The sequence below is a fragment of the Comamonas sp. wu1-DMT genome, from assembly GCF_040187805.1.
GTDB lineage: Bacteria > Pseudomonadota > Gammaproteobacteria > Burkholderiales > Burkholderiaceae_C > Comamonas > Comamonas thiooxydans.
This window is the reverse complement of record NZ_JBANEM010000029.1, coordinates 1-25,919: the sequence shown is the minus strand read 5'-3', so window position 1 is coordinate 25,919 and position 25,919 is coordinate 1. Positions and strand designations below refer to the sequence as shown.

Here is a 25,919-nt window from a genome sequence, read left to right as displayed (position 1 = left end):
ACTGCTTCACCAAGCTTTGGAGGTACGGCGTTTCCTATCAAGCGCGCGATTGGCTTAGCAACGACACTACGCCCCGGCTCCACGAACTTGTAGTCGGGGGGGGAACGACTGAAAGATAGCGGCCTCTCGAAGCGTGATAGCCCTATCTTGCTCAGGGTGACCAAAACGCCCGTTTCCAAAGCCGTTGCAAAGCGTCGTCATCGTCGGTGCGGGGCGATCCCACACCATCCGTCCGTAGACTCCTGCAGAGTGCTTGCCGCTTTCCTTTCGATGACAATCGGCTACGAGCTCTAGCGGCCAGTCTCGCCATGTGCCCCCTGGCTTGGAGGCTCTCACCCGGGCCTTGTTCAACTCCGACAAAGCAGGCGCACGATGCAGGGGATCCGATTCACATATCTCGCCATCCGCGACCTTGGGGAGTGTTCCTACAGCATCCCGCACAGTCATCCAGTGCTCTGCTCCGGGATGGGTGGGCTTAGGGATATCTACAGGCCCTAACCGAGAAGCAAGCAATACCAGACGACGTCGTTGCTGAGGAGCCCCATAGTCTGCTGCATTCAGGACTTGGTACTTCACGTGATAACCCAACCCTTCTAACGTCGCCAGAAAATCCTTGAATGGCTCCTTGTTCTGTAGGCCTGGAACATTCTCCATGGTAACCAAGTGCGGCATCGTCTCCCTAACCAATCTTGAGAACTGGAACAGCAAACCCCATTTGGCATTGTCCGCAGCAACTCGAGTGTTTGCATAACTAGAAAAAGGTTGACACGGCGCACATCCGGCCAGAAGTCGAATGCAGTCATCACTCCAAAGCGCCGCCAGCTCATCTCCAGCCACAGTGGTGACGTCGCGCAAAAGAAACTTTGCTCCAGGATGATTGGCTTCATAAGGGTACTGACAAGCGGCATCCAGGTCCAATCCCGCAACGATATCGACCTTGGCAGACCTCAACCCGTGACTCAGCCCGCCTGCACCGCAGAACAAGTCAATCCCTTCAATGCAAGGCAGAACACTACGCGCCATCGAAATACTCCACCTTATCTCATTCGCCCATACTAAAAATCAATAACATGGAATCATCGAATGCAAAAATTTAAAATTACATTATAAACACTTCAGCATTCCATCAATTTAAAATACTAAAAAATAGATGTGGCCGATCTACTTTCTCATCCATGAGCGGCATTGTCTATGGTGTGGCGCTCAACTCGAATACAAGGAGTGCTTACTCTGTAAAAGGAGCACTTGACCAAGATAACCAGGATAATGGTGGCCTTTGCAGCCACCATACGCACTTCTTCGACAAGAAGATGCGGGAAGATTAGGGCCGCTCAAGAAATCGAATTGACATCCCTGCAACTGACCTGCTCCGAGGTATCGAGACAGGAGTTTCGGAGGATGTCGAATTGCGGATCATGACATGGGTGCCGCTCAAGTCCCGCCGAGGTCGATGACTGCTTAGTGGCAAGCAGCGTGACCACGCCCGCCGGCTGCCACAGGCAGCAATCGCTGCACAGCAGACATCTGATGCTGATGCATGGATGACAGCAACGGGTCGGTCAGCGACAGTCGCAGATCGGCCAGAGGCCGTCGTTCGGCGCGTGGCCGCTAACGGCAGGTCCCGACTGCTTGCTGTCGTTCAACTCAGAAATGCCAATGCCTGATGATGTGCAGAGCAGTCATTGCGTTGCGCCTGCCGTAGAAGTCTGAACATGACCTAAAGCTTCCTTGGGTTGTCTAGGAAAATTGGCCGGTCCACTACCTCTAGGCCCATTTTCACGGCGAAATATCTCACTTAACCACCAGTTCAAAAAACAGGAGCCACCTCTTGGTATCGATATCCGATACCTTTAGATGGCTAGTCCAGCAGTGTTCGAATGGCTGGGGTATGCAGTACCAGTAGCGCTATACCGGCGCAGCTAAGCCCCCCGAGCACCAGCCCAGTCCAAGCAAAGGTTGACAGTGCGCGACGCAATCGCTGCACTTCTTTTTGCTGCTGCGCCAACAATGCTTGTTGCTGCTGTAACAACCCCGAGACCTGTTGCTGCTCGCTAGCAGCCTGCTTCTGCAGTTTGACCACTTCGTGTGGCAGGTGCTGCATGGCCGACAGCTCTGCATGCACACGCTGCAATTGATCTTGCTGTGTTGTCGATTGCTGTTGCAGGCGGTCCAGCAAACTTTGGGTACCCTGCTCTTGCTTGTCCAACAATTGTTCGCGTAGTGCCTGTGCCTGCTGCTGTAATTGCGCACTGAGCTGGCCGTGCAACTGTCGGTGGTTGTCATTTAGGCTTTGCTGGTCCGCTGTCACTTGTCCAGCCAGAGACTGCAGACTTACTTGTAGGGCCGCGACATGCTCCCTGTCAGCTTGGTTAAGCTTGGTCAGCTGCTCATGCAGTGCAAGTGCCTGCTGCTGTAACTGCGCACTGAGCTGGCCGTGCAACTGTCGGTGGTTGTCATTCCGGCTTTGCTCGGCTGCAGTCACTTGTCCAGCCAAAGCCTGCACTCTTGTTTGCAGTGCTTCAGAACACTGGCTATTGGCCTGCTTGGCATCAGCCAGCTGCGAACCAAGGTCGCGCTGCTGCTGCTGGAGCAAGCGCAGGCCATCCTCTAGGCTCTGCTCAAGTTCTTCAAAGCTGCGCTTCAGGTCACGAGATTTACCAAGTGGTGCCAGCTGCTGCCGAAGCTTGCTATCCAGCTTCTCACCAAAGGTGAAAAGCTCGCTTTGGAGGCGCTCGCCTAACTGACTATGCAACGGTTTGACCACCAGTTCCCCCAGCAACTGTGTGAGTTCTTCATCAGCCTGCTGGCGCTCCAGCTCAATATCCAATCCTTGCATCAAAACTTTCTTCCTTGGTACATCCGATCAATCTCGGACAACAACATTCGGGCATGTAGTAATCTGTAAAAGCGTTGCGTCGCATTTGGATGGTTGTATGCCGCTTGGCGGGTTGCACGCAGCTCCTGTACGAATGCTTCGTTCAGGCGCGACTCAAAATGACCAACAAGCTTGCCCGAATCTTCCATGCGCTTGAGTTCGGTCGCATGCTGATCTTTTAATTGGCGCTCTTGCTGCGCGACGATGTGCAAATTAGCAAGACTGACTTGCATCAGGCACCGCTGGGAGGCCAAATCATCGGCGTTGGCCTTCAAGCTCTTTTCATTGGTTTGCAGAGCTGTATTTAGCAGTGCTTTGAGGCGTGTGCCGTGCTCGCTGGCGCTTTGATCTAACGCTTTTTGTAGGGTTTCACGATCAGCATTGAAGTTGCTGGAGAACCAGTATTTATCGAGGCTATAGTCATCCAGACATGTCTCGATGGCCATCAATGCAGCGCGCTTGTACTCCAGCACTGGCACATCTTCACGGAACCAGTCGGGAATCAGGCCGTTTTGCTCCAGCCATTGAGGAGCGTTTTGGCATATCTGGCGTTGGTATTGCTCTGCCTCATCTAGCTTCTTTTTTAGCCAACTGACCCGCTGCTCGCCCATGCCCACAGGGTACTTGAATTTTTGCGCACAGTTGAAGGCCTCTAAGCTTCTGCGGCAGGCATGCAGCTGTTCGAGCTTTTGCGTCATTGCTTGCAGCTGCAGGCGCACCTCATCGGCAGCCTTCTGGATGTCGGATGCTTGGCCTCTAACAAACTCTGGCCGATACTCAGCAAGCTGTGCCACTGCACGGCTTTTGCAGGCCAATAGCTCTGCTTCTTGCTCTTGCAGGAGCTGCTGCAAACGCTCGATACGCGCATTGATCACGCGGTCTAGCTGAAAGGCGCTGTACAGCCGAGCATAAGGGCCTGCCGATTGGGAGATGTTGCCTAGTAGCTCTTCTCTGAAGCGCTGGGTAATCTGCACGATGCGCTCGCAATATTGGGGATTGTTGCGTTGCAAGGCCCGCACTGAGTCACCCAGCTCCAGCATGAAGAGGTTGGAACGAAATTCGGGCGGAAAGTGGTAGTCGTGTGTCTGCATTTCAGCAATCACCACGTCGCGCACATGCTCACAGGTCAGCTCACCCGCCATGAATTGCTGGTAGAGACTATCTGGCGAAAAACTAAAGGTCAGAACGATGCGAAAGCGCGAGGGCTGTGCCGCCCAGTCCGCTAGCGCTTCAATTTGCAGATCTGTCTCGTTCAAAAAGCCCATGCTGTCTGCGCGCCCGACCAGCAGCACTAAGTCAGCTACGGAGACATAACGCCGTGCGAGATTGGCTACCAGTCTGCGCTCGTCTTCGTTGCGTGAGTTGATGCCGGGAATGTCGATGATGTTCAGCTCAAGGCTTAGGGCTTTGTCATCGTCAGCCGGGAAAAGCCGAGCGGGGATGCGGATATCTAGCACCTCGGCATCGCGGATGCCGCCCGACTCGACCTCGCGGCGAACGCGGCCTAGCCTCTCACAGGCCTGCTCGGCCGTCATAGGCCCATCGGTAGCGATGTACCAGTGATCATCCAGCGCGCGGCCATAGCGAATTGGCATGGCAGTGGCCGATTTTCCCAGTTGCTGGCCACCGCGCAACACCGTTGCCACTTCATCACTCGTCAACGTATTGAGTCCGAGCAGATCTAGGATCAAAGTGGTCTTGCCGACCTGGGTTGCGCCGTACACCACCACCGTGATTGTGTCGCTGCGCTGTAGGCTGCCTAGCAGCTCGGGGGCCAGCTCGCGCACAAACTGGTCATAGGCCCGTACTGCCCACTGATAGCGGTTGCGGTAACGCTCAAGCCAGGTAGCGTTGCTGTACACGATCAATCTCCGAGGTCAGATCGCGGCGGGCGATCTGCAACGCATAGAACGCACGGGCCAGCGCATCTCGCTCGCTGAACATATCGTGATCCACGCCATAGGCCAGCTCAAGGTTATGCACCAAGCGCTGTTCCATTTGTTCAATGACATCGTCATACAGGAACAAGGTTTTTTCTACTTGGTGGCTGGCTAGATGGTCCATGCAGAAGCTGATGTAGTTCTTTTGCTCGCTGTCGTACTGATGCATGTTTTGGATAACTTTATGACCGATAAAAGCCAGTGTGATGACACCAGCTGCCACTCCAGAAAGGGTAGCGCCCAAGCCAACGGCTCCTCCTCCAGCCAAGATAGTTGGCAAATGCAACGTACCATCGATGGCAAGATCCACAGCGCCGATTGACAAAATGGTCTTCATCACATCCCGAGTCGCGTCAGCGACCTTGGGCAGCGCTTCTCTGATCTGCTCGACCACGGTTTCTGGCTCGACTTTTTGGACGTTGCTGCTGGGCAGCAAGCTTGGTCCGACAGCGAGCACTGCAGCGTGAGCAATACGCAGGTATTCCATGCTGAGGGTGGGAAGCAGCTCTAGAGCGTAGGAGAACTGTCGGCTCTCGACCATCTGGCGCTCCAAAGACGCCTCACTCGAGGGGCTGCGCTGTAGCAGCAGACGCAGGCTACGCTCAAGCTGTGCCGGATCCACCTTCTGCTTATCAAACAGCTGTACCGTCCCGTTGCTATCTTCATAGCCCAACAGCGCAGGCATGCCTTGCCCACTGATTTGCCGTACCTGATCGGGTGACGGTACTTCTCCCCCTTCATAGCCCAGCTGCAGACTGCGTTTGGCCATTTCACTGAGTGCCAAGTAGGTCACATCCAGCGGGTTTCGTTGCCCTTGTTGTTGCCAGTTTTGCTCAATGCGCTTGACAAAGCGCCCGTCATCGCCAGAGATGAAGTTAGTTACCCTATTTTTAGCCCCTTGCTCTTGGTCTCTGTAATCTTCCTTAGCCGTACGGGCTGCAACTCCCGCGTAGCTGCTACTGTGCTCACGCAGCTTTCGCTCGAAGCGACGACGATAGTCGTCGCTGGATTTGCGAAAACGAGCCATCATCTCGTTGAGCAGCAGACTTTGTGCGCGTCCACGGCTATCGACCTCACTAATCAGTTGCTCCAGCAAGGCGAATGCTTCTTCCAGCTCCACATCCACTACGTTACTCAGATCTTCTAGGCGCTGGCGGTTAACTTCTCGTGAGGGGCGGGTGTACTTGTGTACAGCAGCCAGTAGCGCAGGCAACCACTGCTGGCGCCACTCGTCGCCAACACCAGTGCAGATCACCCGGCTCATATCGCTACCATCGACTTGACACACTTCAGATGCCGATGAGCGCAAAGCCTCTCGCTCAGCCTCGGTTAGTCCTTCTGTGCGGCTGATGGCAATGATTGGCGCTCGACTTTCGAAGCACTGTTTCATCAAGTCATCCAGAATCGTTGTCGTGGCATAGTCCGCCATACGGGTCTGATCGGTGACCAAGATGCTGCCCATCGAGTGGCACAGGGTGTCGCGCATTTCGCGCTGCCATAGTTGGTTGTCTCGGTTCAGGCGCTCATAGCCAGGTAGCAACAGAAAGCCGAAGCCAGGGGAAAAGTGCTGGCGTGGCACGTACAGACGCAGCAGAAGGTACTGCTCAGCATCAGAAAAACTGCGTAGCTCACGGGTCAGCGTCTCTCGGTCGATGGGCACCTCAATGCCCTCAGCGGTAACCCCTGTCGCCTTGGGTTCGCTGCAATCGCACTCCAGCACAAACAAGGGCCGCTTTTCGCCGCGCCCTGCGTTGTCATCTAGCCAACCATCCAGACCGTAGATTTCCTTGAGCAGGCGTGTCTTGCCCGCGCCTTGGGTGCCGGTGACGCTCACGAAGCTGGTCGAGTGCAGCTCGCGGATGACCATTAGCTTGCGTAGTACCGAGCCTAGCGTGCTGCGTTGCTGCTGCGTGCGATCAAACTGCGCTGCGAGCGTCAGCGTCTGGCGTAACACTTTGATTACTGGGTCAATCACATCGGCGTGCATCGGTGTCTTTCTTGCTTTAGTTACTTTTTGAAAAACATATGGTAGTGTGAATCGCACTGGGTTTGGTGGAGTGAATCGACCATCACTTCCTAGATAGCACCCTGCTTCACACTATTGCATCTTTGTTTTTTGTGAATGGCTGCTGTGTAGCAAAGAGCAGCCTTTACTGCAGAGAACTTGAAGGGCCGAAATCGCTGCACTACCGACATTGGTCCATGGCGCCAGAACACCAGCCATCAGCCTGTTGCATGAGTTCGTTGCTTGCGAAATTCTTGATCGCCTCTTGATGGCTATCCAAGATGACAAGAGTTAACAGTCAAAGCAAGCTCGGCGTGGTCTTTCGAGAAGTACTGCGGATGTACTTTGCTAGTGTTGTGTCTGATCTATGTCCGGTCTGTTCGCGTATCTGCCAGGTCGGTTGACCTTGCTCCGCTGCACTGGTGCAATAACCAGCGCGCAGGCTGTGGCCACTGAAGTTATATGCATCGGCTCCAGTTTGCACCATGGCGGCTTTCACAATGAGTGCTACTGACTGCGGCGTCAGACCTTGTTTGGCAATACCGTCATAGCGGTTGACTGACCTAAAAACATGCCCCGTTCTAATGCCCGCGCTCTTGAGCCAGTGCATCAGTGCTTGGACGGGACAGTGACCGCCCCTGCCTCGGGGAATGAAAACGGTTCGGCCATGTTTTTCCTGGTCAGTCTTGCTGGTGGGCAATTCAATATCTAGCCCCGTTGGTGAGAAGGTCAGATGTTCCATGCGCACGCCAACGAGTTCGGATCGCCGCATTGCTGATGCAAAGCCAACCAACAGAATGGCGCGATCGCGTGCTGCTCTAACAGGCATATGAACTTTTTCGATGGCTTCCAACGCGGCTAGTAGATCATCTTTCATCAATGGCTTCACTTGCCGCTGCTTGGTACCGAGTGTGCGGCGTATGCCTTGCATAACTTGTCTGACAATCTCGCTGTGCGCTGGCGATGCCCGCTTTTGATTGATGTGAGCTTTGTGGATCGCGGTGATGCGGCGATCCATCGTGGCGACAGCCAGACCATCGTTTGCAGATTCGGCCAAATACTTTGCCAGTTGTTTCGGCGTGCAGGGCACTTTGCCACCATGCGTCAAGAAATGCCGCAAGTCTGAGGCGTAAGCTCGCTTTGTGGCGCTTGCTTGACTTGCGTCTATATATTCTTGGACTGGGTCCCCTTTTATTACTTGGCTTGGCTTATTCTTACTTCTGAAGTTTTTCGCTGTTTGATGAGTACGATATTTATCTGCCACTAAAATATTCGAGTGTTTGTTGCTCATGAAAGCTCCAGTTTAGTTATTGATAACGATTGATTATCGATAGTCAGGATTTGAATGGGATTCCGCCAGCTTCAAAACACGCACAGACAGAGCGCGCCACTGATTCGGGCGTGTCTATCGCTAGCATTGAGGGATGATTGGGGAGTTGAGTCGTTGTGATAAACGACTTGCAATTCAGCGTTTATTTTCCGAATTGATACTGTTGTTCTTAATATATGACTTAAATAGCCATAAAACATCTAAAAATACGGCTTTTTCTTATATTGTTGATATAATACCATTTTGCACAGTCAAATATTTATTATTTATACTGCAATGCAGCATTAATATAAATTAATGGTTTAGTATGAGTGAGCAGAGAGTTAATCCCAATCCTTGTTTACTCATTGAATTGAGTTCGCAGAGCAACCTGGCGTTTCGCCGCCATCGCCGTTTGCAGATGCTGCAGCACTTGTTGCCAGTGCTGGTGGATGTGTTGGACACGCAGCAACTGGCAGATGTGTCACGCGATCTGGAGTTGCTGTACTGGCCGGTGCTGGGTCATTCGCAAAGTCCATGCTTCTTTGAAGTGCCTGCCTTCCTTGGCTCAGCGATGCCGGATCAGCCAATGGAGCCTGCTTTGGTTGTGGAGCGTTTGATGGCAGCACCAAGCCCACCACTGCCGGTGGATGTGGCACCAGCAGCTCGCAATCTGGAGCTGCTTCGTAAGCACCTGGGCTTGTCTTCGGCGCAGTGGCAGCGGCTGCTGTGTACGTATCTGGACTATGGCGGTGCAGCGTGGCCGTGTTTTGAGCTACCAGCCTCATCCCTACGTGCACTGCTGGCAGCATGGTGGCACGTTGATCTGGCCGCTGTTGATGTGGCACTGAATGATCAACTGAGCCTGCTTGGCTTGTTGGATCGGTATGAGCCGGTTGATGCCAATACTGATTTGAAGTCGTTGCTGGGCATCTGGCCTGCAACTGTTCAGACGCTGAGTCTCAGCTATGCGATAGACGCTGAGCTTTTCGCCGCGCTCGGATTGTCCGTGTAGCGCAGCGCCTGTGCTTTGGCCTGTGCCGGTGATGTGAAGTCGCCGCCACGCTGATTTCTGAATCTCTTGATGGACCGCTTTGCCGGTCCTTTTTTTTATCCGTTTCCACGCATGCGGAGGACTGCGCTCGCCCGTGTGGGGCGGCGGTGTCGGCGATTCGCTCGTGGAGTTTTTGAGTCTGACGTTTAACCAAGGAGTACTTCCATGTCAGCAAATTCTTCTCGCTCTGCTGCGGCACGCCGCATGACTTTGATGAGCAATGCGCCGCGCTTTTCACTCGGCCAGTTGGTGGCAACGCCTGGCGCAATGGAGCTGCTAGAGCAAACCGGCTTCAGTGCATTGGCATTGATTTCGTGTCACTCGCAAGGTTCATGGGGTGACTGCTGTGACGAAGACAAAGAGACCAACGAATTGGCGATTCGGCAAGGTATGCGCGTGATGAGCGTTTACCGGCTGGTGGATGCAGAAACACTGCTGCAGACGCCGCTGGACAAAAGAAGCAGCTTGCCTACCTTGTGGATCATCACAGAAGCCGACCGCTCGGTGACCACGCTATTGCTTCCATCGGAGTACTGATGCATCCAGGAACGTCTATCTCAGCACCACAGAGTTATGGATTTCAGCGCGTGCATGCAGCATTGCAGACAGGCCATGCGTTGACCGTGCAGCAGCAGCGCCAAGAGCCGGTGCGCTGCTTTATGCAGCAATCCATGCTCGATGGCGCTTGTGGCACGCATGTGTTGGCGATGCTCTTGGTGATCTTCGATCTGGCCAAAGCTTCGGCCATGTACGACATGAGCCAGCGCAAATACGGCGTGGCCGCAGCGGTCTGGAATGCATTCGGTCCCAAGTACTTCAGCGGCATCCATGCCAAAGAGTGGGTGGAGTTGGTCAAAAGCCTAGAGCTGCCCTTGAAGCTGACGGCCAAGTACGGAGCCAAAGAGCACGTGGATAGACACGCGCTCGACTGGCTGATGCGTGGTGAGCTGGTGGCGGTTGCGTTTGCATCGGTCAAGCACCAGCGCACCAAGCACTGGGCATTGGCGGTCGGTGTGGAAGGCATGGCTTCTGGATCAAAGCATCAGCCGCAGCGCATCTTGCTGCTGGACCCAGGCGGTGGTGAACCAAGCTTTAAAGCATTCAATGCACGGCTGCGATTGCCGACCACTAGCCTTGGCAGTCGTCGCGCCAAGCAACTGCACCTACCTGTTGATGACGCCAAGCCATGGACAGTGTTCTGGCACTACGAGTCCGAATCGTGGTCTGCAGAGCTGGTGCGTTTATTGGCAGCGGTGCGCGTGCGCAAGCTGCAGTGATCAGCCTATGCCTTGGCGCGTTTGGCGCGGTGATCGGCGCCGACGACTTTGGACGGCGCTGGACTCTTCTCGGCATGTGCTTGGTTGCGGCGGCGCAGAACACCACCTTGCGATGCAGGCGGCATCGTCTCAGTCACGCCGTCAAAGAGCTCTGAAAGAGTAATGTTCAAACAATGGCAGAGCGTTGCCAAGGTGAGCAAAGAGGGGTTCAGTCGACCCGACTCCATTTTGCCAACTCTAGTCCGTTCAATTTCCGCTTCGTGCGCCAGCTGCTCTTGCGTCAATTGCGCAGCAAGACGGTAGCTGCGCAGCTTGGCCCCCAATGCTTTTGTGACGGCATTTGGCAGCTTCACCACTGGCGTGGTGTTCAGTTGCGACGGGGCAGACTCCTTGGCTTTCATGGCCGCTGAGGGTCTGCCAATGTGTTTTTAAGGCCAACGTCTTATACGACACATTGCGCTAATATTAGAGTCGTATAAAACACATACAACAGGAGAGAGGAATGATGAAAAACACTCTAATAAGCGGTGTCTGCATGGCTGTGACCATGCTTGCCGGGTGCGGCAACAAGACCCCGGCTTGCGCTGATGCGGAGACGGTCAGCTTGGTCAAACAGATTTACCAGCAGCAGTTCGACAAGCAGCACAACGCCATGAGTGAAGAACGTCAGCAGCGTGTGAAGTTCACGGTTAAGGACACGACTGTTGCGCTGGAGAACATCACCACCGATGCCAGCAACGCTAACACCGGCAAAGCTGTGTGTTCGGCGCAGCTGACAACGGTCTTCCCGGAAGATGCGGTGAAGGCCGAGCCGCAGATGGAGCAGTACATGCGCGCCATCTATGAAAAGCAAGGTGCAGTGCTGGATGGCACCAAGCTCCGAGGCCAAGTGACATACACCGTACAGCGCACCGAAGACACTCGCGCATTGCAGGTCGCACTCAACGGCTTCATGCCATTCATGGGCTACTTCCACGACATTGCTATGGATCGCTATGACCGCATGCTGCGTGCACAAGTGGCGGCAAAGAAAGCTGCCGAAACACAGCCCCCTGTTGCGCCATCAGAGAGCCAGGCCGAAATGGAAGCCGAGTCTGAAGGTGTCCCCTCAGACCCAGCTCCTGCCACAACACCAATGCCTGCAGCACACCAGCAAATCCAAGCCGCGCTGCCTGCGCCTAGCCAGACCGCGACAGTGCCCACGCTGTGCTCAGCCGAAGAGGCCCCGGTGTTTGCATGTTCTACCGGCAAAAAGCGTGCATCGCTGTGCATGACCGGCAGCAACCAACTGATATATCGGCTGGCACCACTGGACGCCGCACCAGAGATGGTCTATCCGGCTAATGCGGCTGCCACCGACACGGCCTTCAAGCAAGGCACGCACGCTGGTGCCAATGGCCAGTCCCTGCCATTTGTGTCATTTGACAAGGGCAGCTACCGCTATGCGGTCTATGGCACAAGCGCCACCATGCAGGGCATCTTGGTGGAGCAAAACGGCAAGCGCATTGCCAATCTGCATTGCCAAGCGGATCGCCTGTCAGAGCTGGATACCGCCAGACTGCCGCGCATGGGTCTCAGCCAAGACCTGCGCCCACTCATGTTGCCCTGAGCGCTCGCGTTAGTCCACACATCAAGCATGCCCGCACAGTCGTCGCTTTTGACTAGCGGAGCGACCTGCGGGCGTGATTCTCAAAACCAATACAAAAGAACTTGAAATGAACCATATGCAGTACATCACCAGAACCCTGCTCGCCGCGCTGTCGATTACCGGCATCTTCACGGAAGCAGCAATTGCGGAGCCGCTGGCCGACTTGTCTGGCGGACAAACCGGGCGCATTGAATTCATGGCATCGAACCCAGAGCATCGCTGGGCGTTGATTCGCGGACGCCTGGGTCCTCCGCAAGTGATTACGGGTGATCTTCTGATGCCGAAGAATGTGGCTGGCAAGGTTCCTGTCGTCGTCATGAGCCACGGCAGTGATGGCATCACCACAGGCATGCATGAGGTCTGGGCCAAGCCGCTGAATGATGCTGGCTTTGCTGTCTTCATGGTGGACAGCTTCACACCACGAGACAGCAAGAAAATCTCTGGCACTGGAGAGCAATTGACCTGGAACACCACGGTCAACATCTCCGATGCTGTCTACGCACTCAAGCTTTTGAGCACCCATCCTCAGATTGATGCATCGCGCATCTATCACATGGGTTGGTCTCGCGGTGGCAGCGCCGTGACTTCTGCCATGTGGCCGAACTACCGTCTACCCATCACCAAGTCGGAGTCCATCAAATGGGCAGGAAGCATCGCGCTCTATCCTGGCTGCAACCAGCGCTACAAGAACCACACACTCAAGATCACTGCTCCAGTGCTGTATCTGCTTGGGGAAAAAGACGACATGACGCCAGCACTGGCCTGCGTTGAAGAAGCTCAACAGCTCGCAGCCGAAGGTAATCCCATCACATACAAGGTCTACCCTGGCGCGTATCACGTATTCGACAGGCCCAACCAGCCCTACCGCAAGTTCCAAGAAGGCACGTTTGCCAAATGCGATATCGACACCGTGATGCCGTCCCGTGCAAATGATCCCGCACCATGGGGACCTGCATATAACCGTGCGACCAATCAAACCCTGACAACGCCGCAAGAACGAGATGCAGCCATTAAGCAATGCGCCGCTACGTTATGGATCACAGTAGAGAGCAATCCCAAAGCTCGAGAGCAGGCAGTGCAGGATGTTCTGTTTTTCATGGCCACGAACCGATAGCTGTGAATATGCCAAATCAATTGACTTTAGCAATGGTTGTGAAATTAGGTTGATAAGAGCGGCCTACAGCAAAAATCCTTACTTTCCAACGATAGCGGCTTATCAGCCAGCTGGCCGCTATCGTGCGTTGCACATTGAGCCCAGGCTATCGGCCAAAAATGACGATCAAAATATCAGGCTCCGGCATGTCATAAGGTGCTACTGCCAAGAGGCTGGAATCAGCGCCTCACCATTGCGAAACTCCGGGAGCACATGTACGAAGTCCATGCCATCAAACGTATTTTTAGGAACGTGCTCAAGCACGATCATTTGAAAATCTGAGCTGTATTGTTTATTCATTCTGGCCACGAAATTGTTTAGAAGTTGGAACGCGATACGCACCTTTTCGCTGTCGCTATTCGCTAGTACAACATCATTCTTTGGCTTATCGTCAGGATAGTACGGCCGGCTCGGCTGATCTATGATAAGAAAGTTGGGCACAAAGGGAGACTGATGAATTATCGCGACCTCGTGCAGCGCCAAGAACTGCAGAAGGTGCAGAAACATGTGATTCGAACTGCTACCAACGTTTTCAATTAACCGTGAACGCGGTTTGCGAAGTCGAAGGCGCTTCTCCTTGTACGCGAAATCGGTCTGATACGTTGCATAGTTGGCAAGGGCCTCTCCAGTCTCCTTTAGAAGCGCAAGCGTAATTTCGTTAATTACAGAAATAATAGCATCGCGTGTTTCGTCAACATCGCGGACCAAGATGGCATCAATTTCTGATTTAACGTCGCTCACCGAGCGTGCTTTTTCTGGAATCGATGCTGGATACGTCTTATCGGAGAACAACTTGAGGCGCCCCTTAGTTTCTCCAACGAATAGCCACTTATCTCTCTCCGTAGCAAACGATTTGGACTCCTGTGGCAATAGCGCTAACTCTTGTTGAAGTTTCTCACGCTGCACTTCGAGCTTCTTAAGCATGGCCCGAATTTGCCCATCTACAGGTTGCTTACCTGTCAATGAAGCTTTGATGGTAACAAGGTCCGCCTTAAGGCAGCTAATGAGTTCATCAAATATCTCGGATTTCACTACTTCTGACGATCTTGCAATAAGCAACTGAATCGGACGCAAACTATCCTCCGCTCCCTGCAGATTCCCTTTATAAGAGCGATATTCATCAGTAAATTGATGCAACTTTCTCAGGCGCCGATTCACGGAGATAAGTTCCGAATTTACTTTCGCGTATCGGTCATTATCGCGACCCACATCTTGTGACACAGCGCCTTCTATAGCTTGCAACACCACCTCTCTGGTTACCTCAGCGGGCTTTACATCAAGCAAACCATACTCTGCCGCTCTCAGAGCGATTTCCCGAATCTCCTCATCAAACGTGCTTCGGCCATTCGTGAGTAACGCTGTTTTTCGCTCTAGTCGCTGGAGCTCCCTCATCAGAGCATCCCGCCGCTCTCTAGCGTTCATATTCGCGATGTCATCAATTCCCAATGCCATATCGAAAATGCGTGGCAGTGCCTCCCGATATCGATCCTCAGACTGCTTGTCGAAGAACGTACGACTATTGGTAATGATGTCTTCCGAAATAGTATTGAAAAGAAAAAAATATCGAAACGAAACTTTGGAATTGGCTCGAATCGCCGCCCCCCCCATAGGAAAGCTTCACGTTCTCATCGATACTGAACTCAGACTCCAAGATAATTCTGATGTCGTCTTCCGCTGTATCGGGCTCCGGCTTTTCAGGAATTGTGCCAACGCTGGAAAAGTAGTAGTCCTTAGAAACGTCGTTTTCTATCGGACTTCGGCGAGCAATAGTAAAAGTCTTGTCGTTGATATAAAACGTTATGCCGTACCATCCGACGTTTTCGTTGATAACGCTATCTGGCAGCTTGTGACTACTGGCTAAAAAGCAGTAATCGATGATGTCAAGCAGTGCACTTTTGCCTGTATGACTCCACCCAGTAAGCACGTTAACGCGGTTTCGCTCAAATTTAAGCTGACGCTGTTGCCCGCTGCGGGACCAAATTGTAATGGCATCAAAACCGAAGTTCAAATCTTCACCCTGAAATTCAAATATAGTTCGTCAACGGGACTCGACATCAAAGACGCAATGTGACGGGAAGCTCTATCAATCTTTACTGCGCGTTTCCCAAATGAGTCATCAATCTGCAGTGGAGTTTTTAGGGAAAGGCCGTCATTGAAGGTTGCATACCCGTAAGCAACAAGCAACTGAATGGCGTTTACAGAGGCAACAAGGCTCGAATCGTACCTCTCTGAAAAATTGGTGAAGAGGTCGGGACGTTGTGCAGCGAGGGCTGCCGGTCCACGATGTAAAACACGGGCATCTGAGAGGTGGCGCACTGTTGCCTCGTGCATAACGAGAGGCATCACCAGAAGCGCTTTCGGAACGCTGATATGCCGAGCGTATTGGAGAACGCTAATGAGTGCCGTAGCACAAATTCCAACATTGTTATACCCGGACCATACGCTAGTCATTTTCTTTCCAGTCTTGGTGCCAACCGATTCGACCAATATCGGACAGGTGGTACAACTCCCCGTTACTAAGTTCGGTGGGTAGTTGGTCCGCGCTCAGTTGAAACCTCTCATTCCTCAGAGTTTTAAGTATTGCAGTGGCAACCTCAATAACTGCGGCTGAATTTGTGCATTTTTTGAATGCACCCCTGAAGTTGTTCCTCCACCGTAGTACGACGTCTTCGTGAAGGGCCATGACTTCATCTTGAACGAGGTCGCCTGCTTGTACCCAGCGACTAAGTAGCGTTGTCATCCGCAGCTTGTGCCTCGTGTACTCGACAGCATCTTCCTCATCGTCTGGCGATATATCTTCAATTTCGACAAGACGTTTGATAAACCTTTGCGCAAAGATGTCCGCAGGAACTTCAGGGGAAAACTGGTAATACTGAAGCTGCTTGCTCCGTCCACCATCAAAGAGTCGTCGGTACTTCGCGGAAAATTGCTCAAAACTTATCACGATAGACTCACCGTTCTTGACAGTGAAAAAATTTTCGCTCCTGATGTTTGAATCGAGTCTTTCAAAGACGAAGTCAATCTTATCCTCAGCGATAATTTTTTCTCGAAGTGCTTGTTTACATCGTTGAATGATGTCGTCGACCTCCAATTCGAACTTTAGATGGCGAAGAAATGCATCTAACACCGTCTTTTCGAGCTTCGCTACCGTACGGATATATCCCTTAATGGTGTCATCTTCTGTTTTTTCTTCTAAGTACTTCAGATGCACTTGGAGAGTATTTACGTCGCACATACCATCCTGAAATTCCACGATCTTCGCGATAAACTCATTCTTCGTAGAGAGCGACTTATTAGTAACCAAGTGGAACTCTGTTTTTCGGACGTAATCTAATTGCTGAGGAACTCCTGTTCTTCCTTCAGATTTATCGATAATTATCTCAGACCAATTGCGCATGGTCTTCCAAAGGTCAGTATCCAGTTCAGTGAGCGCAATGGCTCCGCCCTCTGCGTTCTTCTTTACCGTGTGTTTTATTTGAAAAAGTATATTGAAGTCGGCATCCAACTCGCTATGTACGTCGTCTTTGACCTCAAGTCCGACAGTCTGGCCCGTCTTCAAATTAAGGATGCGATACAGGAAATAGTAGTATTGAAAATCAAACCCAATACTCTTATCGTCAGCCTTGGTCTTGTCGCTAAAACTTCTTATGTCTGACACTTTGCCGAGTCCAGTTTTCTTTGTTTGACCTCGCCTGCACCACCGCCACTATTTCTTCACAGTGACGACAGGTAGCCCCCGATTTACTGTCTGATCTTGAGTCAGCGCTATCGCATGGGATGATACTTTGTCAGTAGAGCTTTACTTTTTGTTAGCTCATACTCGCAGTCCAGTATTCGCCATTTTTTTTGGTTAGCGACACTCCCATGCTTGAGCATCATTTGCCTTCTGCCCCCTGCCTCAATGACAACTCAGAGGGAGTGAAGCCTCCTCAAAAGTAGCCAAAGCCCAAGTACTCAAAGGCGAGTCTCCGTCTTGCTATGAGTAGGCCATCTCTGATCTTTAGGGAGGCTGCGCTTGAACTCGCATCGTGGATACCTGCTGCAAGAGTGAAACAGTCCCCACCTTCCTTTCTTTGCAATCACAAATCCTTTGCCACAGTCAGGACAGACCTCAGCCGCCGACGTTTCTCCATCGGCAGTTTTAATTTCAAGCTTGTGGTCTTTTACGAGCTCGTGGAGGAATGGCGACTCTTTTTGAGCGACTGTGATGAGCGTCACAGAGAACCGTGCGCGGGTCATTGCAACATAGAACAATCGCCTCTCCTCGGCATGAGCGTATGCATCCTCGGATGGCATTGCCAGTTGCAGAACAGGGTCATCCTCAACTCGGCTGGGAAAGCCAAGGCCGACGGTATGCATTCCTGGAATGATGATGTGGTCAGCTTCGAGCCCTTTCGATGAATGAGCTGTGATGAACTTCAAGTCAATTGACTGGGCGTCGTAAGCCATAGGCATGTAGGAAAGCTCCTTCCGATAGCGACCTAGCACGTAGACTTTTGAACGCTTCCCTACTGCAGCAGATTCTTGTGCGATTTCATTGACTCGCAGTTGCACCAAACCCCAGATATGGCTCTCTTGTTCTGCACTGATGATGCGGATGGGTTCCACAACCTCAGGCTTGGCGGAGCGAACCTTCTTCTTCAACTGACTCGGATTCTTTTGCACGAACCCTCCGCTGATGTCACACAGTGACTGTGGACACCTGAAAGTGGTCTCGAGCCGCAACGATGTTCCTTTTCCGAATTGAGCTTCAAAGTCGGTCATTACTGCGAGGTCGGCGCCGGCAAAGCGGTTGATGCTCTGCCAGTCGTCACCGACCGCAAAAAGGTATCTGTCGGGGCCGCGCGTAAGGCTCGATACCAAGCGTGACCTAGCTTGGCTCGCATCTTGGAACTCGTCGACCATTACCAGTTCGTACGGACTTTTGAAACGACCGCTTTCCACACAGTCGGTAGCCATGTTGAGCATGTCTTCAAAGTCGATGCAATTCTCCGCCCGTAGCTTTGCTTCCCAGGCGATAAAAATCTGCTCAAACAAACGCAAAAACATCTCATGTCGAAAACGGAATGCACCAGCGCTACCGCTTTCCAGCCGATTCTTCAGGTCTTGTATCGAAAGACGATTGCTCTTAACGTGAGTAAGAAAGGAACGAAACGTATTGGCTAGCCTTGGCGCCTCAATCGGTTGACGGCCAGGGACCTCGCGATCTGGATTCGGGTCAAGCTGTATACCAAGCTTAGGCAGTTGCTCACTGAGGTATCGGAAAGCACTGCCGTTCCACAGATCGGCCATCGTCGTTTCGAGAAGCGTCGTCCCATGCTTGGCGTGAAGTTCACGCTTCCAGCCCATAGACGCTTTGTAGCCCACGAATTCCTTTGGTGGCTCTCCATCCTGGTCAACGCCCCAATGCTCGAGATACGCATTGGCGTCGGTCAGGTAAAAGTCTGGGTGGTACTGACCGTGTTGACTATCTGCTGTATCGATCTCGTATGGGCGCTCGTACTCATATTTGACGCCGTTGTAGAAGAGCCAGTTTGCAATGAGCAACTCACCTCGGCTTTTCACATACTCGTTGTTAAGCGTCCAGAAGCCAGGGCGACGATTCTTGTAGTCCCACGAGTCTGCTTCCTCGCGTTCCTTGCCAAATTTCGGTAGGTCCTGCCTGAAGACCAAGCGGAACATGTCCCAGGTTATGCGGAATGCCGGGTCCTTGTCTTTGAGGTCATCTGCGATAGCTAGGATTGCCTCTTGGTCTTGTCCTCCGTCCAGCCATGATGCAATGGAGGGGCGTTTACCAGTAGCCATCCCGATGACCTCTAGGCCAAAGGCATGAAAAGTCTTTGCAGCAACTTTTCCGGCAGGTAGTCCAAGTGGGGTGAGCCGCTTGTTTATTCTCTCTCGCAGCTCCGCTGCTGCATCTGTGTTGAAAGCGAGCAGAAGCATCTTGTCCGCGTCGAAGTAACCGTGTTTGAGTGCATAGCCAGCTTTGGCGACCATGGTCGAGGTTTTGCCCGAGCCTGCAGATGCGACAAGAAGCACACGGTTATCAAAGCAGACTACTGCCTGTCGCTGCTCATCGGTCAAGGGGGAGCTTTCAACGCTGTCAAAAAATGTCGCGTCCTCTCGGCAAGCGTGCTCAGCCATCTTCCGGTTCTCACTTGCAACGAAAGCGTCGACCGGCTTCTTCCAGAAATCAATAGCCTTCTTGATAGGCTCGCTCAGTGCTTCCAAATGCGCTTGAACATCCGGGAACTTCAGCAGATTAGCCAAGTGCATGGGCTTGTTGGCTGAAACTCGCGACAACAACTCTTGACCAATCCATCCACGTCTGCGGAGCTGGATGTTGTATGCCTCTGCGGTTGCTTGTGACCATCCCATGAGTGCTACAACATGGGCATTGAACTCAGAAATACGGCGCTCGGACGCTTCCCGGATACGAACATCCGTTATTCCATCAGCAACTGCATCTTCAAGTTGCTTGGCCTGCTTGTTGGTGATGCCTTTGAGGTGGAGGGCTTTGCCATTGCCAGTAGGCACTTCCACAGTTGCCCAGGGCAGTCCACGATGAACAGTCAGACCTTCTATGACTAACACGCTGTCGGTACGCTCTCTGCCTGCGAGCTTTAGGGTGAAGCGCTCGCCAGAAAGCTCGAGGCTCCAGCTCGGTGATGCAGTGAAGAACTTTCCGAGTAACGTCGGTTTCCAGCTTCGATGAGATGTTGTCATGTCTCTCAACGATAGGCGATATTTCTACCCACTGGAAGGAGGCGAATTCCAACCTATTGCACGTATTACCTCTGTGCGCTGCTGTTGGTCGTCACAAGTCTTGAAACATCCATGACCATCACACTTCGGAGAACCGCTCATCTGGGTAGCCTATGGAGATAACGGTACAGTTCCGATACAAGCTGGCTCCGGCTGGTTGGCCTAGAACTTGGGGGAGACTTGACCAGCAATATCCAAATTGAGCAATCCAACGAATCTCAGGCCGCTGCGCGCAAGGCAAAAAAAGAACCAGCGTCAGCAGATGGCTTGGGCCAAGGAAGAGGAAACGGGGCAACTACGGTTCGTTGGCGAGTTGCCACGCATTCGCACAGGCTTGAAGTGCGGCTGCGTCTGCTATGGCTGTGGAGAGCGACTGGAAGCCGTGAATGCAGGCAACCCCGAGGCGCTCATCACTCCGCATTTCAGGCATAAAGAACTGCCTGACAGCGGCATGTGCAGCCAGACTGTCTCCAAGATACTGTTGCGGACCGAACTTGAGGCCCTCAAGGCACTCTCTTTGCCGTCCCGCCAGGTTGTCGTGGCTCAGCAGGGGCTTTCAGGTCGGGAGTACAAGGCATCTCGTCTGCGCCCCGCCAGGCATCTCGTGGTGAATGACGTGGTTATGTCGAGCGATGTGGAAGCGGTCCTGCTCCTGGACGATGGCAGCCAGCTCATTGTTCGGCTCTCTGGCAAGCTGGAGGTTTCTGACTCCGGCGCACTAACTCCGACCATCCACATACAGAGCGACGATCCCCTTGTCGCATCGCTTACTCCTGAGAAGCTTCGGGAACGGCTCTCAGTGCTAATTGGGGATGGACTATGGACGGGTCCCGACATTGATTCGGGATTCTCCGATGAAGTAGCGGCGGAGGCTCGGCAAGCTGCGCTTAGTGCCTTGGATTTGGTGCCGGAGGAGGCTGTGCCAGAAATCGGCAGAACACCTGCGCGCGAAACGCTACTGCACTGGACAGCCAAAGAAATCCTCCACCAAATGGACTGCCTTGATGTTCCAGGCATTTGGGTGCCATGGAAAGACGGCTATTCGCGATCCGGCCTTACGCATAAGGACTGTGAAGTGGATGCTACCACGCTGGACCTCAAGGACATTCGACTTGAGACTCGCGTTGGCCGGACCCGGCCTGACGTTCTGGCTGAGGCTAAGGGAGACCCCGGCCATATCTGGAATGGCTCACTGGCCATTGAGGTAACCGTCTCCAATCACATTGATGCTGAGCGGATGGTTCGCATTGAGGCGGAAAACATCGCTTTCCTCGAAGTGGACCTATCAGGGGACGACCGTGCAATCAACTACGACTTGCTATACCGCATCCTCAGCAGAGATTCGGACCGTAAGCACTGGTTGTTTCACCCTGGCACGGCCATCTTGCAGCGCCAAGTGCTTGACCACGTGGAAGGAGGCCTGTTCACGACCACAGATAGAGAGTTGGCTGTTAGGTTCGAGGAACTGTTCGTGCAACAGTCCAATCATCCGTATTACCTGCTCCCCAATATTCCGATGGACCAGACTTTGGCCACCATTGAGAATGAACTGCAACGGGTTGGACGTGAACTGGAGAAAAGGGATTACGTTGGCGCTGATGTGCTCAAACACCGTGGCATCCTCACGCGGCCGCTGCAGCGGCTCTTCACCATGAAGCGCAACGAGGTGGTGGGTTATCGCTTGGACAGCATCTGGCAGGTTGTCAACGCCATCCTAGGGGACATGGAAAACTCCAGCTCCCGCAAGTTTCATGTTCACTATCACTTGGCGCTGCAAACCTACAAGCCTCTGTTAGCCAACTCTGAAGCAGTCGGCCGTGTGAAGGTATGGCGGGATGCTGTGGCCAACGGCTGCCGTAAGCCCGAAGACCAGTACTACCCCAACACCCGTTTCAACCCCTTCCTTGGTCTTCTCTTCCCCGAATTAAGTGAGAAGTTGAAATGGCGCCCCCGTGCTGCACACGGCTAATTGAGGTCCTACGGTACAAAAATTTTCCGAGTTAGTAGCTATATCCGAAGAGGTGCTTGCGCCTATCAACGCAAAGCGCTCGAATGACCTTCCGCTATCTACAAAACCTTGGCCGACGTAGGATGCTACGTCTAGGGTCACGTCCTGTCGGTATTTCAACCAGAAGCATGCTTTCAACGTATTGCCGCCTTGCATAGGTAACAGGTTGACTCAACGGAAATTGATGACGGTACTTTTGACGGTATGTGCACTTTTCACCGCCACTTTTGATGAGCCAAAGCTATGCATTTAAATGCAAAAAAGTCCAGCCTATTTTTTTCATTGACAATTGAGTGGGAATAAAGCGCTGGCGTGAACTGACACGCAAGCTTTAGACCTTTTCTCATGCAAGCCCGCGATATCGCGGGCTTTTTTCATTTCTATCTGGCTCTATCTGGAACTAGCCGGTCTTACGAAGTCGGCGGGTTTCGATGGCACTTTGCATGGCACCGAGCATCGCCAATACCATCCGCCTCGTCGATACCATCAGCCCTGCCTTCTGCAGTTGATGGCATCAAAATCACCTAATTATTTGATTTTAAAGACGATGCCATGCACAAAAACGCGCTTGTTTGCTGGTGGTCTCGCGCATATGCCCGCGAACAGTCGCCGCAGGAGCGCGGGCAATACGAGTTTGCAGAGCAAGAGGCCAAGGCTCGAAAAGTTGGACTTTGGCGAGAGGCCGAGCCAATCGCGCCATGAGATTGGCGCAAAGCCTTATGCGAGCCTCGACAAAACCTAAGTCCGTAAACGACCCTTTGCTGTCCTTCGGTCTTCAGTCGGCCAAGACTTCTATGCAGCGATTACCGCTGCTCGTCGCCGCAATGCTTCCTAACGGTCACCGTCTCATACCAGCCATCCGAGCATTGACGCGGGTGACTGCCCAATGACGGGTTTCAGGTGTGCAGGGGACAGCGACCATCAAGTGCAGGCAGATAGGTCGCTGGATGTCTGCAGTCACATCGTGCGAACAGGAGCTTGCGAGCCGTTGCAGTCAACTGAGCTTTGACAACCGATGCCTGGTATGCGGCGATTGCTGCGGCTCAAGGCTGCATCGTGACTTATCGGTCACCCATCAGCAGTCAAGATCATGAGCGTGACGAGGACACGCCTATCATAGGCTAGGCCATAAAAAACGATGCCCCCTAGGGAGCATCGCTTCCTTGTTGCTGATCTTGGCAGGGATAGCTTTGGGGTCGAGGCTATTGATTGTGCCGTACCGACGATTCACGGCTAAAGCCGCTCAAGCGTTCTCCAGGACGCTCCCTAGCGTCCATGAAATGTACCAGTGAGCCGGATGACGGTCATATCAGCACTCAAATTTGAGAGAGGGCCTCCTTATCCTTCTCGAAGCCTTGGGAAGGGGCCGTATTTTTAGTTTGGGCCTGTCGGAGGTTTCCGGGGGACATCAAGCGATGCGAGCCAACCGCAGATCCGGCCAACCGACTACTGCCTTCGCTCGCATCGTGGGCCTGTAGCTTGAAGCCGGCCACCACTTCGGCCAACTGGTTCGCCTGCTGCTGCAACGACTGCGCTGCTGCCGTGGCCTGCTCCACCAGCGCGGCGTTCTGCTGCGTGCTCTGGTCCATCTGGGTAACGGCGCAGCCGACCTCGGCAATGCCCCGGCTTTGCTCCTGGCTGGCATTGCTGATCTCGGCCACGATGGCCGTGACGCGGTTGACACTGTCCACCACGTCCCGCATGGTGGTGCCCGCCGCATTCACTAGGCGGCTGCCCGTGCTGACTTGGCTCACGGAATCGTCGATCAACGCCTTGATTTCCTTAGCGGCCTCTGCCGAACGCTGCGCCAGTTGACGTACTTCGGATGCCACCACGGCAAAGCCGCGGCCTTGCTCGCCGGCGCGCGCGGCCTCCACAGCCGCATTCAGCGCCAGGATGTTGGTCTGGAAGGCAATAGAGTCGATGACCTGGATGATGTCCACGATACGTCGCGCCGAGGCCTCGATGCCGCCCATGGTCTGCACCACCTGGCCCACCACGGCGCCGCCTTGGGTGGCCACTTCGGAGGCATTGCTCGCCAGCTCGCTGGCTTGGCGCGCGCTGGCCGCGTTCTGCTGAACAGTGGCAGTGAGCTGCTCCATAGCGGCAGCGGTCTCTTCAAGCGAGCTGGCCTGCTGCTCGGTGCGCGAGGACAGGTCTTGGTTGCCGCTGGCGATCTCGCTGGTGGCAATTCGCACTGACTCCGAGGATTGGCGGATGCGCAGCAGCACGGCGGCTATCTTGTCTGTGAAATGGTTAAAGGCAGTGGCGATCTGGGTCAGTTCGTCCTTGCCCGCGGTATCCAGGCGCCGCGTTAGATCGCCTTCACCCGAGGCAATATCCTCCAATGCATCGCGAACGACTAAGAGACGGCGCAGTAGACGGTTCACGCTGGCCGACAGCAGCGCCACGGCCACCACCACACAAAGCGCCGCGATCAGCATCTCCATCTGCAGCAGCTTGCGTGCGGCGGCCGTAGCCTCGGTCTTGTCCACGGCCACGCCCAGCAACCAGGGCGTGCCCTCCACTCGGGACGCATAGACCAGCTGCTTTGCGCCATTCACGTCCACTTCGGCACTGCCGCCGTCCTGGGCCAGTTTCTGCAGCAGCCCGCCATCAAGCTGCGGCGCGATGCCGGTGGAGGGCTTCATTACCAGTTCCGCCTTGGCATAGGCCAGGATGTTGGACTGCCCGTCCAGCAGGAAAGCAAAGCTCTGGCCCGTGGCGTGGATGGAGTTCACCTTGCGCGTCACGGTATCCAGATGCATGTCCGTGCCAACCACGGCGGTGTACTGGCCGGCCGGCCCTACGGGCTCGACGAAGCTGATCGTCAGCTTGCCGGTGCTGGCATCAATGTAGGGAGGTGTCACACTGGGCTTGCCTGCCTGCACGGCCTGCTTGTACCAGGGGCGCTCCGTACCGACATAGTTCTCTGGCATGGGGTGGGAGAACACGTGGGCACCGCTGGCGTAGACGAAATAGGTGTCGTCGAAATCGCCGGCCTGCTTGGCCGCCAATAGAAAGGGCACGGGCTCCTGCTTACCCACTGCCTGCTGCAGCGAGCTGGTGATGCGCTGCTTGTCTCGCACCCACTCGGCCAGATCATTGGCATGCAGCTTCGTGAGCTGGCTTATGCGCTCGTTGAGCGAGCGCTCGGTACTGCTACGCACCGAGAAAAAGGTGGAGAGCGCCAGGGCAAGCAGTGAGAGTGTGGTGATAGCTACACAGATACCGATCAGGCGAGCGCGCAGGCTGTTTAACATGAAAAATTTCCACAAAGCGTAATAATTTGTGGGAAGTCAATGTACCTTGATTCAGGTAATGAAAATTTCTTCGCGAGGGAGGAAATTTCCCTAAGGCCTTTTAATTGATCTCTTGGCAGCTGCGTTATCAGTCACGTCACTCATAGACATGCACTGACGACAAGAGGCAGACAGCAGGATTAAGTGGCAGCAAGTCGAACTGGCTGCAGCCCACAAGAGCATTGTGAAGGGGCCGTTCAGGACAGGCGGTCTTCAACGACCGGTGTTGGCGGTTGCTGCCGTTCAGGTACTGGACAGCGAATGGCTCGGTTTAGCCAGACGCAGTCAGCGTCAGGAACACGTCTGAGGTCTACTTCTGGCCGTTCCCAGTCATACGCACCGGAGCAGCACCCTCCTCTGAGACAATCGCGCGATGACCGATGAATCACCGATCCACACAGTCCACAAGCGCGTTTGCTACACGTTCCTGAGGCACTGGAAGGCCCATAACAACGCCTACCCCAAGCTGATCAAGATGCCGCCCGAAGAGCTGCGGCAGTTCAACATCGTCAACTCCTTCGGTAAGCCTGATGAACTCTGGGGCGTCCCAATAGAAGTCGACCCCAACACCACGGGCGTGATG

Annotated in this window: 19 protein-coding genes; 7 read left to right on the top strand and 12 right to left on the bottom strand. The window is 53.7% G+C overall.

Going from position 1 to position 25,919, the window contains the following annotated elements; all coding sequences use genetic code 11:
- Positions 1-66: 66 nt before the first annotated feature.
- The 5 genes from V8Z78_RS25035 to V8Z78_RS25015 all read right to left on the bottom strand — a co-directional run bounded on the left by V8Z78_RS25035 (position 67) and on the right by V8Z78_RS25015 (position 8,111).
- On the bottom strand, positions 67-1,023 hold the full coding sequence (locus V8Z78_RS25035) for a DNA cytosine methyltransferase (RefSeq protein ID WP_349732363.1): 957 nt from the start codon (positions 1,021-1,023) through the stop codon (positions 67-69).
- An 835-nt stretch (positions 1,024-1,858) separates the two neighbouring features.
- Positions 1,859-2,836 (bottom strand): coiled-coil domain-containing protein, encoded by a 978-nt coding sequence (locus V8Z78_RS25030; RefSeq protein ID WP_349732362.1) that lies wholly within the window; start codon positions 2,834-2,836, stop codon positions 1,859-1,861.
- Complete coding sequence (locus tag V8Z78_RS25025) at positions 2,836-4,737, bottom strand: GTPase family protein (RefSeq protein WP_349732361.1); 1,902 nt, start codon at positions 4,735-4,737, stop codon at positions 2,836-2,838. Before V8Z78_RS25025 ends, V8Z78_RS25030 begins: the two co-directional genes overlap by 1 nt.
- Complete coding sequence (locus tag V8Z78_RS25020; protein WP_349732360.1) at positions 4,712-6,802, bottom strand: hypothetical protein; 2,091 nt, start codon at positions 6,800-6,802, stop codon at positions 4,712-4,714. Before V8Z78_RS25020 ends, V8Z78_RS25025 begins: the two co-directional genes overlap by 26 nt.
- A 316-nt stretch (positions 6,803-7,118) precedes the next feature.
- Positions 7,119-8,111, bottom strand: a complete 993-nt coding sequence (locus V8Z78_RS25015) for a site-specific integrase (RefSeq protein ID WP_349732359.1) — start codon at positions 8,109-8,111, stop codon at positions 7,119-7,121.
- Positions 8,112-8,457: 346 nt separating this feature from the next.
- Between V8Z78_RS25015 and V8Z78_RS25010 the strand changes: the two genes are divergently transcribed.
- The 3 genes from V8Z78_RS25010 (at position 8,458) to V8Z78_RS25000 (ending at position 10,460) form a co-directional block, all read left to right on the top strand.
- Positions 8,458-9,144: a hypothetical protein gene (locus tag V8Z78_RS25010; protein ID WP_349732358.1), complete on the top strand. Its 687-nt coding sequence runs from the start codon at positions 8,458-8,460 to the stop codon at positions 9,142-9,144.
- 204 nt (positions 9,145-9,348) lie between these two features.
- A complete protein-coding gene (locus V8Z78_RS25005) occupies positions 9,349-9,720 on the top strand; it encodes a type I restriction endonuclease subunit M (protein WP_349732357.1) in 372 nt (123 codons plus the stop codon).
- Between the two features lie 50 nt (positions 9,721-9,770).
- The gene (locus tag V8Z78_RS25000) at positions 9,771-10,460 is read left to right on the top strand and encodes a hypothetical protein (RefSeq protein ID WP_349732356.1); all 690 of its coding nucleotides are present in this window, start codon (positions 9,771-9,773) and stop codon (positions 10,458-10,460) included.
- Between the two features lie 5 nt (positions 10,461-10,465).
- Here the strand turns inward: V8Z78_RS25000 and V8Z78_RS24995 are convergent, their stop codons facing one another.
- The gene (locus V8Z78_RS24995; protein ID WP_349732355.1) at positions 10,466-10,861 is read right to left on the bottom strand and encodes a helix-turn-helix domain-containing protein; all 396 of its coding nucleotides are present in this window, start codon (positions 10,859-10,861) and stop codon (positions 10,466-10,468) included.
- A gap of 203 nt (positions 10,862-11,064) precedes the next feature.
- Here V8Z78_RS24995 and V8Z78_RS24990 point away from each other — a divergent pair, with 203 nt between their 5' ends.
- Together V8Z78_RS24990 and V8Z78_RS24985 are read left to right on the top strand one after the other, a co-directional pair.
- The gene (locus V8Z78_RS24990) at positions 11,065-12,069 is read left to right on the top strand and encodes a hypothetical protein (protein ID WP_349732354.1); all 1,005 of its coding nucleotides are present in this window, start codon (positions 11,065-11,067) and stop codon (positions 12,067-12,069) included.
- A gap of 73 nt (positions 12,070-12,142) precedes the next feature.
- The gene (locus V8Z78_RS24985) at positions 12,143-13,222 is read left to right on the top strand and encodes a dienelactone hydrolase family protein (protein ID WP_349732353.1); all 1,080 of its coding nucleotides are present in this window, start codon (positions 12,143-12,145) and stop codon (positions 13,220-13,222) included.
- A gap of 198 nt (positions 13,223-13,420) precedes the next feature.
- Here V8Z78_RS24985 and V8Z78_RS24980 read toward each other — a convergent pair whose 3' ends face one another.
- The 5 genes from V8Z78_RS24980 to V8Z78_RS24965 form a co-directional block, all read right to left on the bottom strand.
- Positions 13,421-14,713 (bottom strand): DUF3732 domain-containing protein, encoded by a 1,293-nt coding sequence (locus V8Z78_RS24980; RefSeq protein WP_349732352.1) that lies wholly within the window; start codon positions 14,711-14,713, stop codon positions 13,421-13,423.
- Between the two features lie 64 nt (positions 14,714-14,777).
- The gene (locus V8Z78_RS24975; RefSeq protein WP_349732351.1) at positions 14,778-15,269 is read right to left on the bottom strand and encodes a hypothetical protein; all 492 of its coding nucleotides are present in this window, start codon (positions 15,267-15,269) and stop codon (positions 14,778-14,780) included.
- Positions 15,266-15,712: a three component ABC system middle component gene (locus V8Z78_RS27245; RefSeq protein WP_502878873.1), complete on the bottom strand. Its 447-nt coding sequence runs from the start codon at positions 15,710-15,712 to the stop codon at positions 15,266-15,268. The genes V8Z78_RS24975 and V8Z78_RS27245 overlap by 4 nt, the downstream gene beginning before the upstream one ends.
- The gene (locus tag V8Z78_RS24970) at positions 15,705-16,919 is read right to left on the bottom strand and encodes a dsDNA nuclease domain-containing protein (protein WP_349732350.1); all 1,215 of its coding nucleotides are present in this window, start codon (positions 16,917-16,919) and stop codon (positions 15,705-15,707) included. The genes V8Z78_RS27245 and V8Z78_RS24970 overlap by 8 nt, the downstream gene beginning before the upstream one ends.
- A 296-nt stretch (positions 16,920-17,215) precedes the next feature.
- Entirely contained in the window at positions 17,216-19,987 is a 2,772-nt protein-coding gene (locus V8Z78_RS24965; protein WP_349732349.1) for a UvrD-helicase domain-containing protein, read from the bottom strand.
- Positions 19,988-20,225: 238 nt separating this feature from the next.
- On the opposite strand from V8Z78_RS24965, the gene V8Z78_RS24960 reads away from it, so the two are divergent.
- Positions 20,226-21,995 (top strand): hypothetical protein, encoded by a 1,770-nt coding sequence (locus V8Z78_RS24960; protein ID WP_349732348.1) that lies wholly within the window; start codon positions 20,226-20,228, stop codon positions 21,993-21,995.
- Positions 21,996-23,350: 1,355 nt separating this feature from the next.
- Here V8Z78_RS24960 and V8Z78_RS24955 read toward each other — a convergent pair.
- Complete coding sequence (locus V8Z78_RS24955) at positions 23,351-25,297, bottom strand: methyl-accepting chemotaxis protein (RefSeq protein WP_081033963.1); 1,947 nt, start codon at positions 25,295-25,297, stop codon at positions 23,351-23,353.
- A 412-nt stretch (positions 25,298-25,709) separates the two neighbouring features.
- On the opposite strand from V8Z78_RS24955, the gene V8Z78_RS24950 reads away from it, so the two are divergent.
- On the top strand, positions 25,710-25,919 hold a 210-nt coding region (locus V8Z78_RS24950), incomplete at its 3' end, for a hypothetical protein (RefSeq protein WP_349732347.1).

Excerpts from the sequence above, each read along its gene's own strand:
- V8Z78_RS25020 (WP_349732360.1), bottom strand. The coding sequence starts at position 6,802 with ATGCACGCCGATGTGATTGACCCAGTAATCAAAGTGTTACGCCAGACG.
- V8Z78_RS25030 (WP_349732362.1), bottom strand. The coding sequence starts at position 2,836 with ATGCAAGGATTGGATATTGAGCTGGAGCGCCAGCAGGCTGATGAAGAA.
- V8Z78_RS24995 (WP_349732355.1), bottom strand. The coding sequence starts at position 10,861 with ATGAAAGCCAAGGAGTCTGCCCCGTCGCAACTGAACACCACGCCAGTG.
- V8Z78_RS25010 (WP_349732358.1), top strand. The coding sequence starts at position 8,458 with ATGAGTGAGCAGAGAGTTAATCCCAATCCTTGTTTACTCATTGAATTG.
- V8Z78_RS25015 (WP_349732359.1), bottom strand. The coding sequence starts at position 8,111 with ATGAGCAACAAACACTCGAATATTTTAGTGGCAGATAAATATCGTACT.
- V8Z78_RS24955 (WP_081033963.1), bottom strand. The coding sequence starts at position 25,297 with ATGTTAAACAGCCTGCGCGCTCGCCTGATCGGTATCTGTGTAGCTATC.
- V8Z78_RS24980 (WP_349732352.1), bottom strand. The coding sequence starts at position 14,713 with ATGGCATTGGGAATTGATGACATCGCGAATATGAACGCTAGAGAGCGG.
- V8Z78_RS25005 (WP_349732357.1), top strand. The coding sequence starts at position 9,349 with ATGTCAGCAAATTCTTCTCGCTCTGCTGCGGCACGCCGCATGACTTTG.
- V8Z78_RS27245 (WP_502878873.1), bottom strand. The coding sequence starts at position 15,712 with ATGACTAGCGTATGGTCCGGGTATAACAATGTTGGAATTTGTGCTACG.
- V8Z78_RS24965 (WP_349732349.1), bottom strand. The coding sequence starts at position 19,987 with ATGACAACATCTCATCGAAGCTGGAAACCGACGTTACTCGGAAAGTTC.
- V8Z78_RS25035 (WP_349732363.1), bottom strand. The coding sequence starts at position 1,023 with ATGGCGCGTAGTGTTCTGCCTTGCATTGAAGGGATTGACTTGTTCTGC.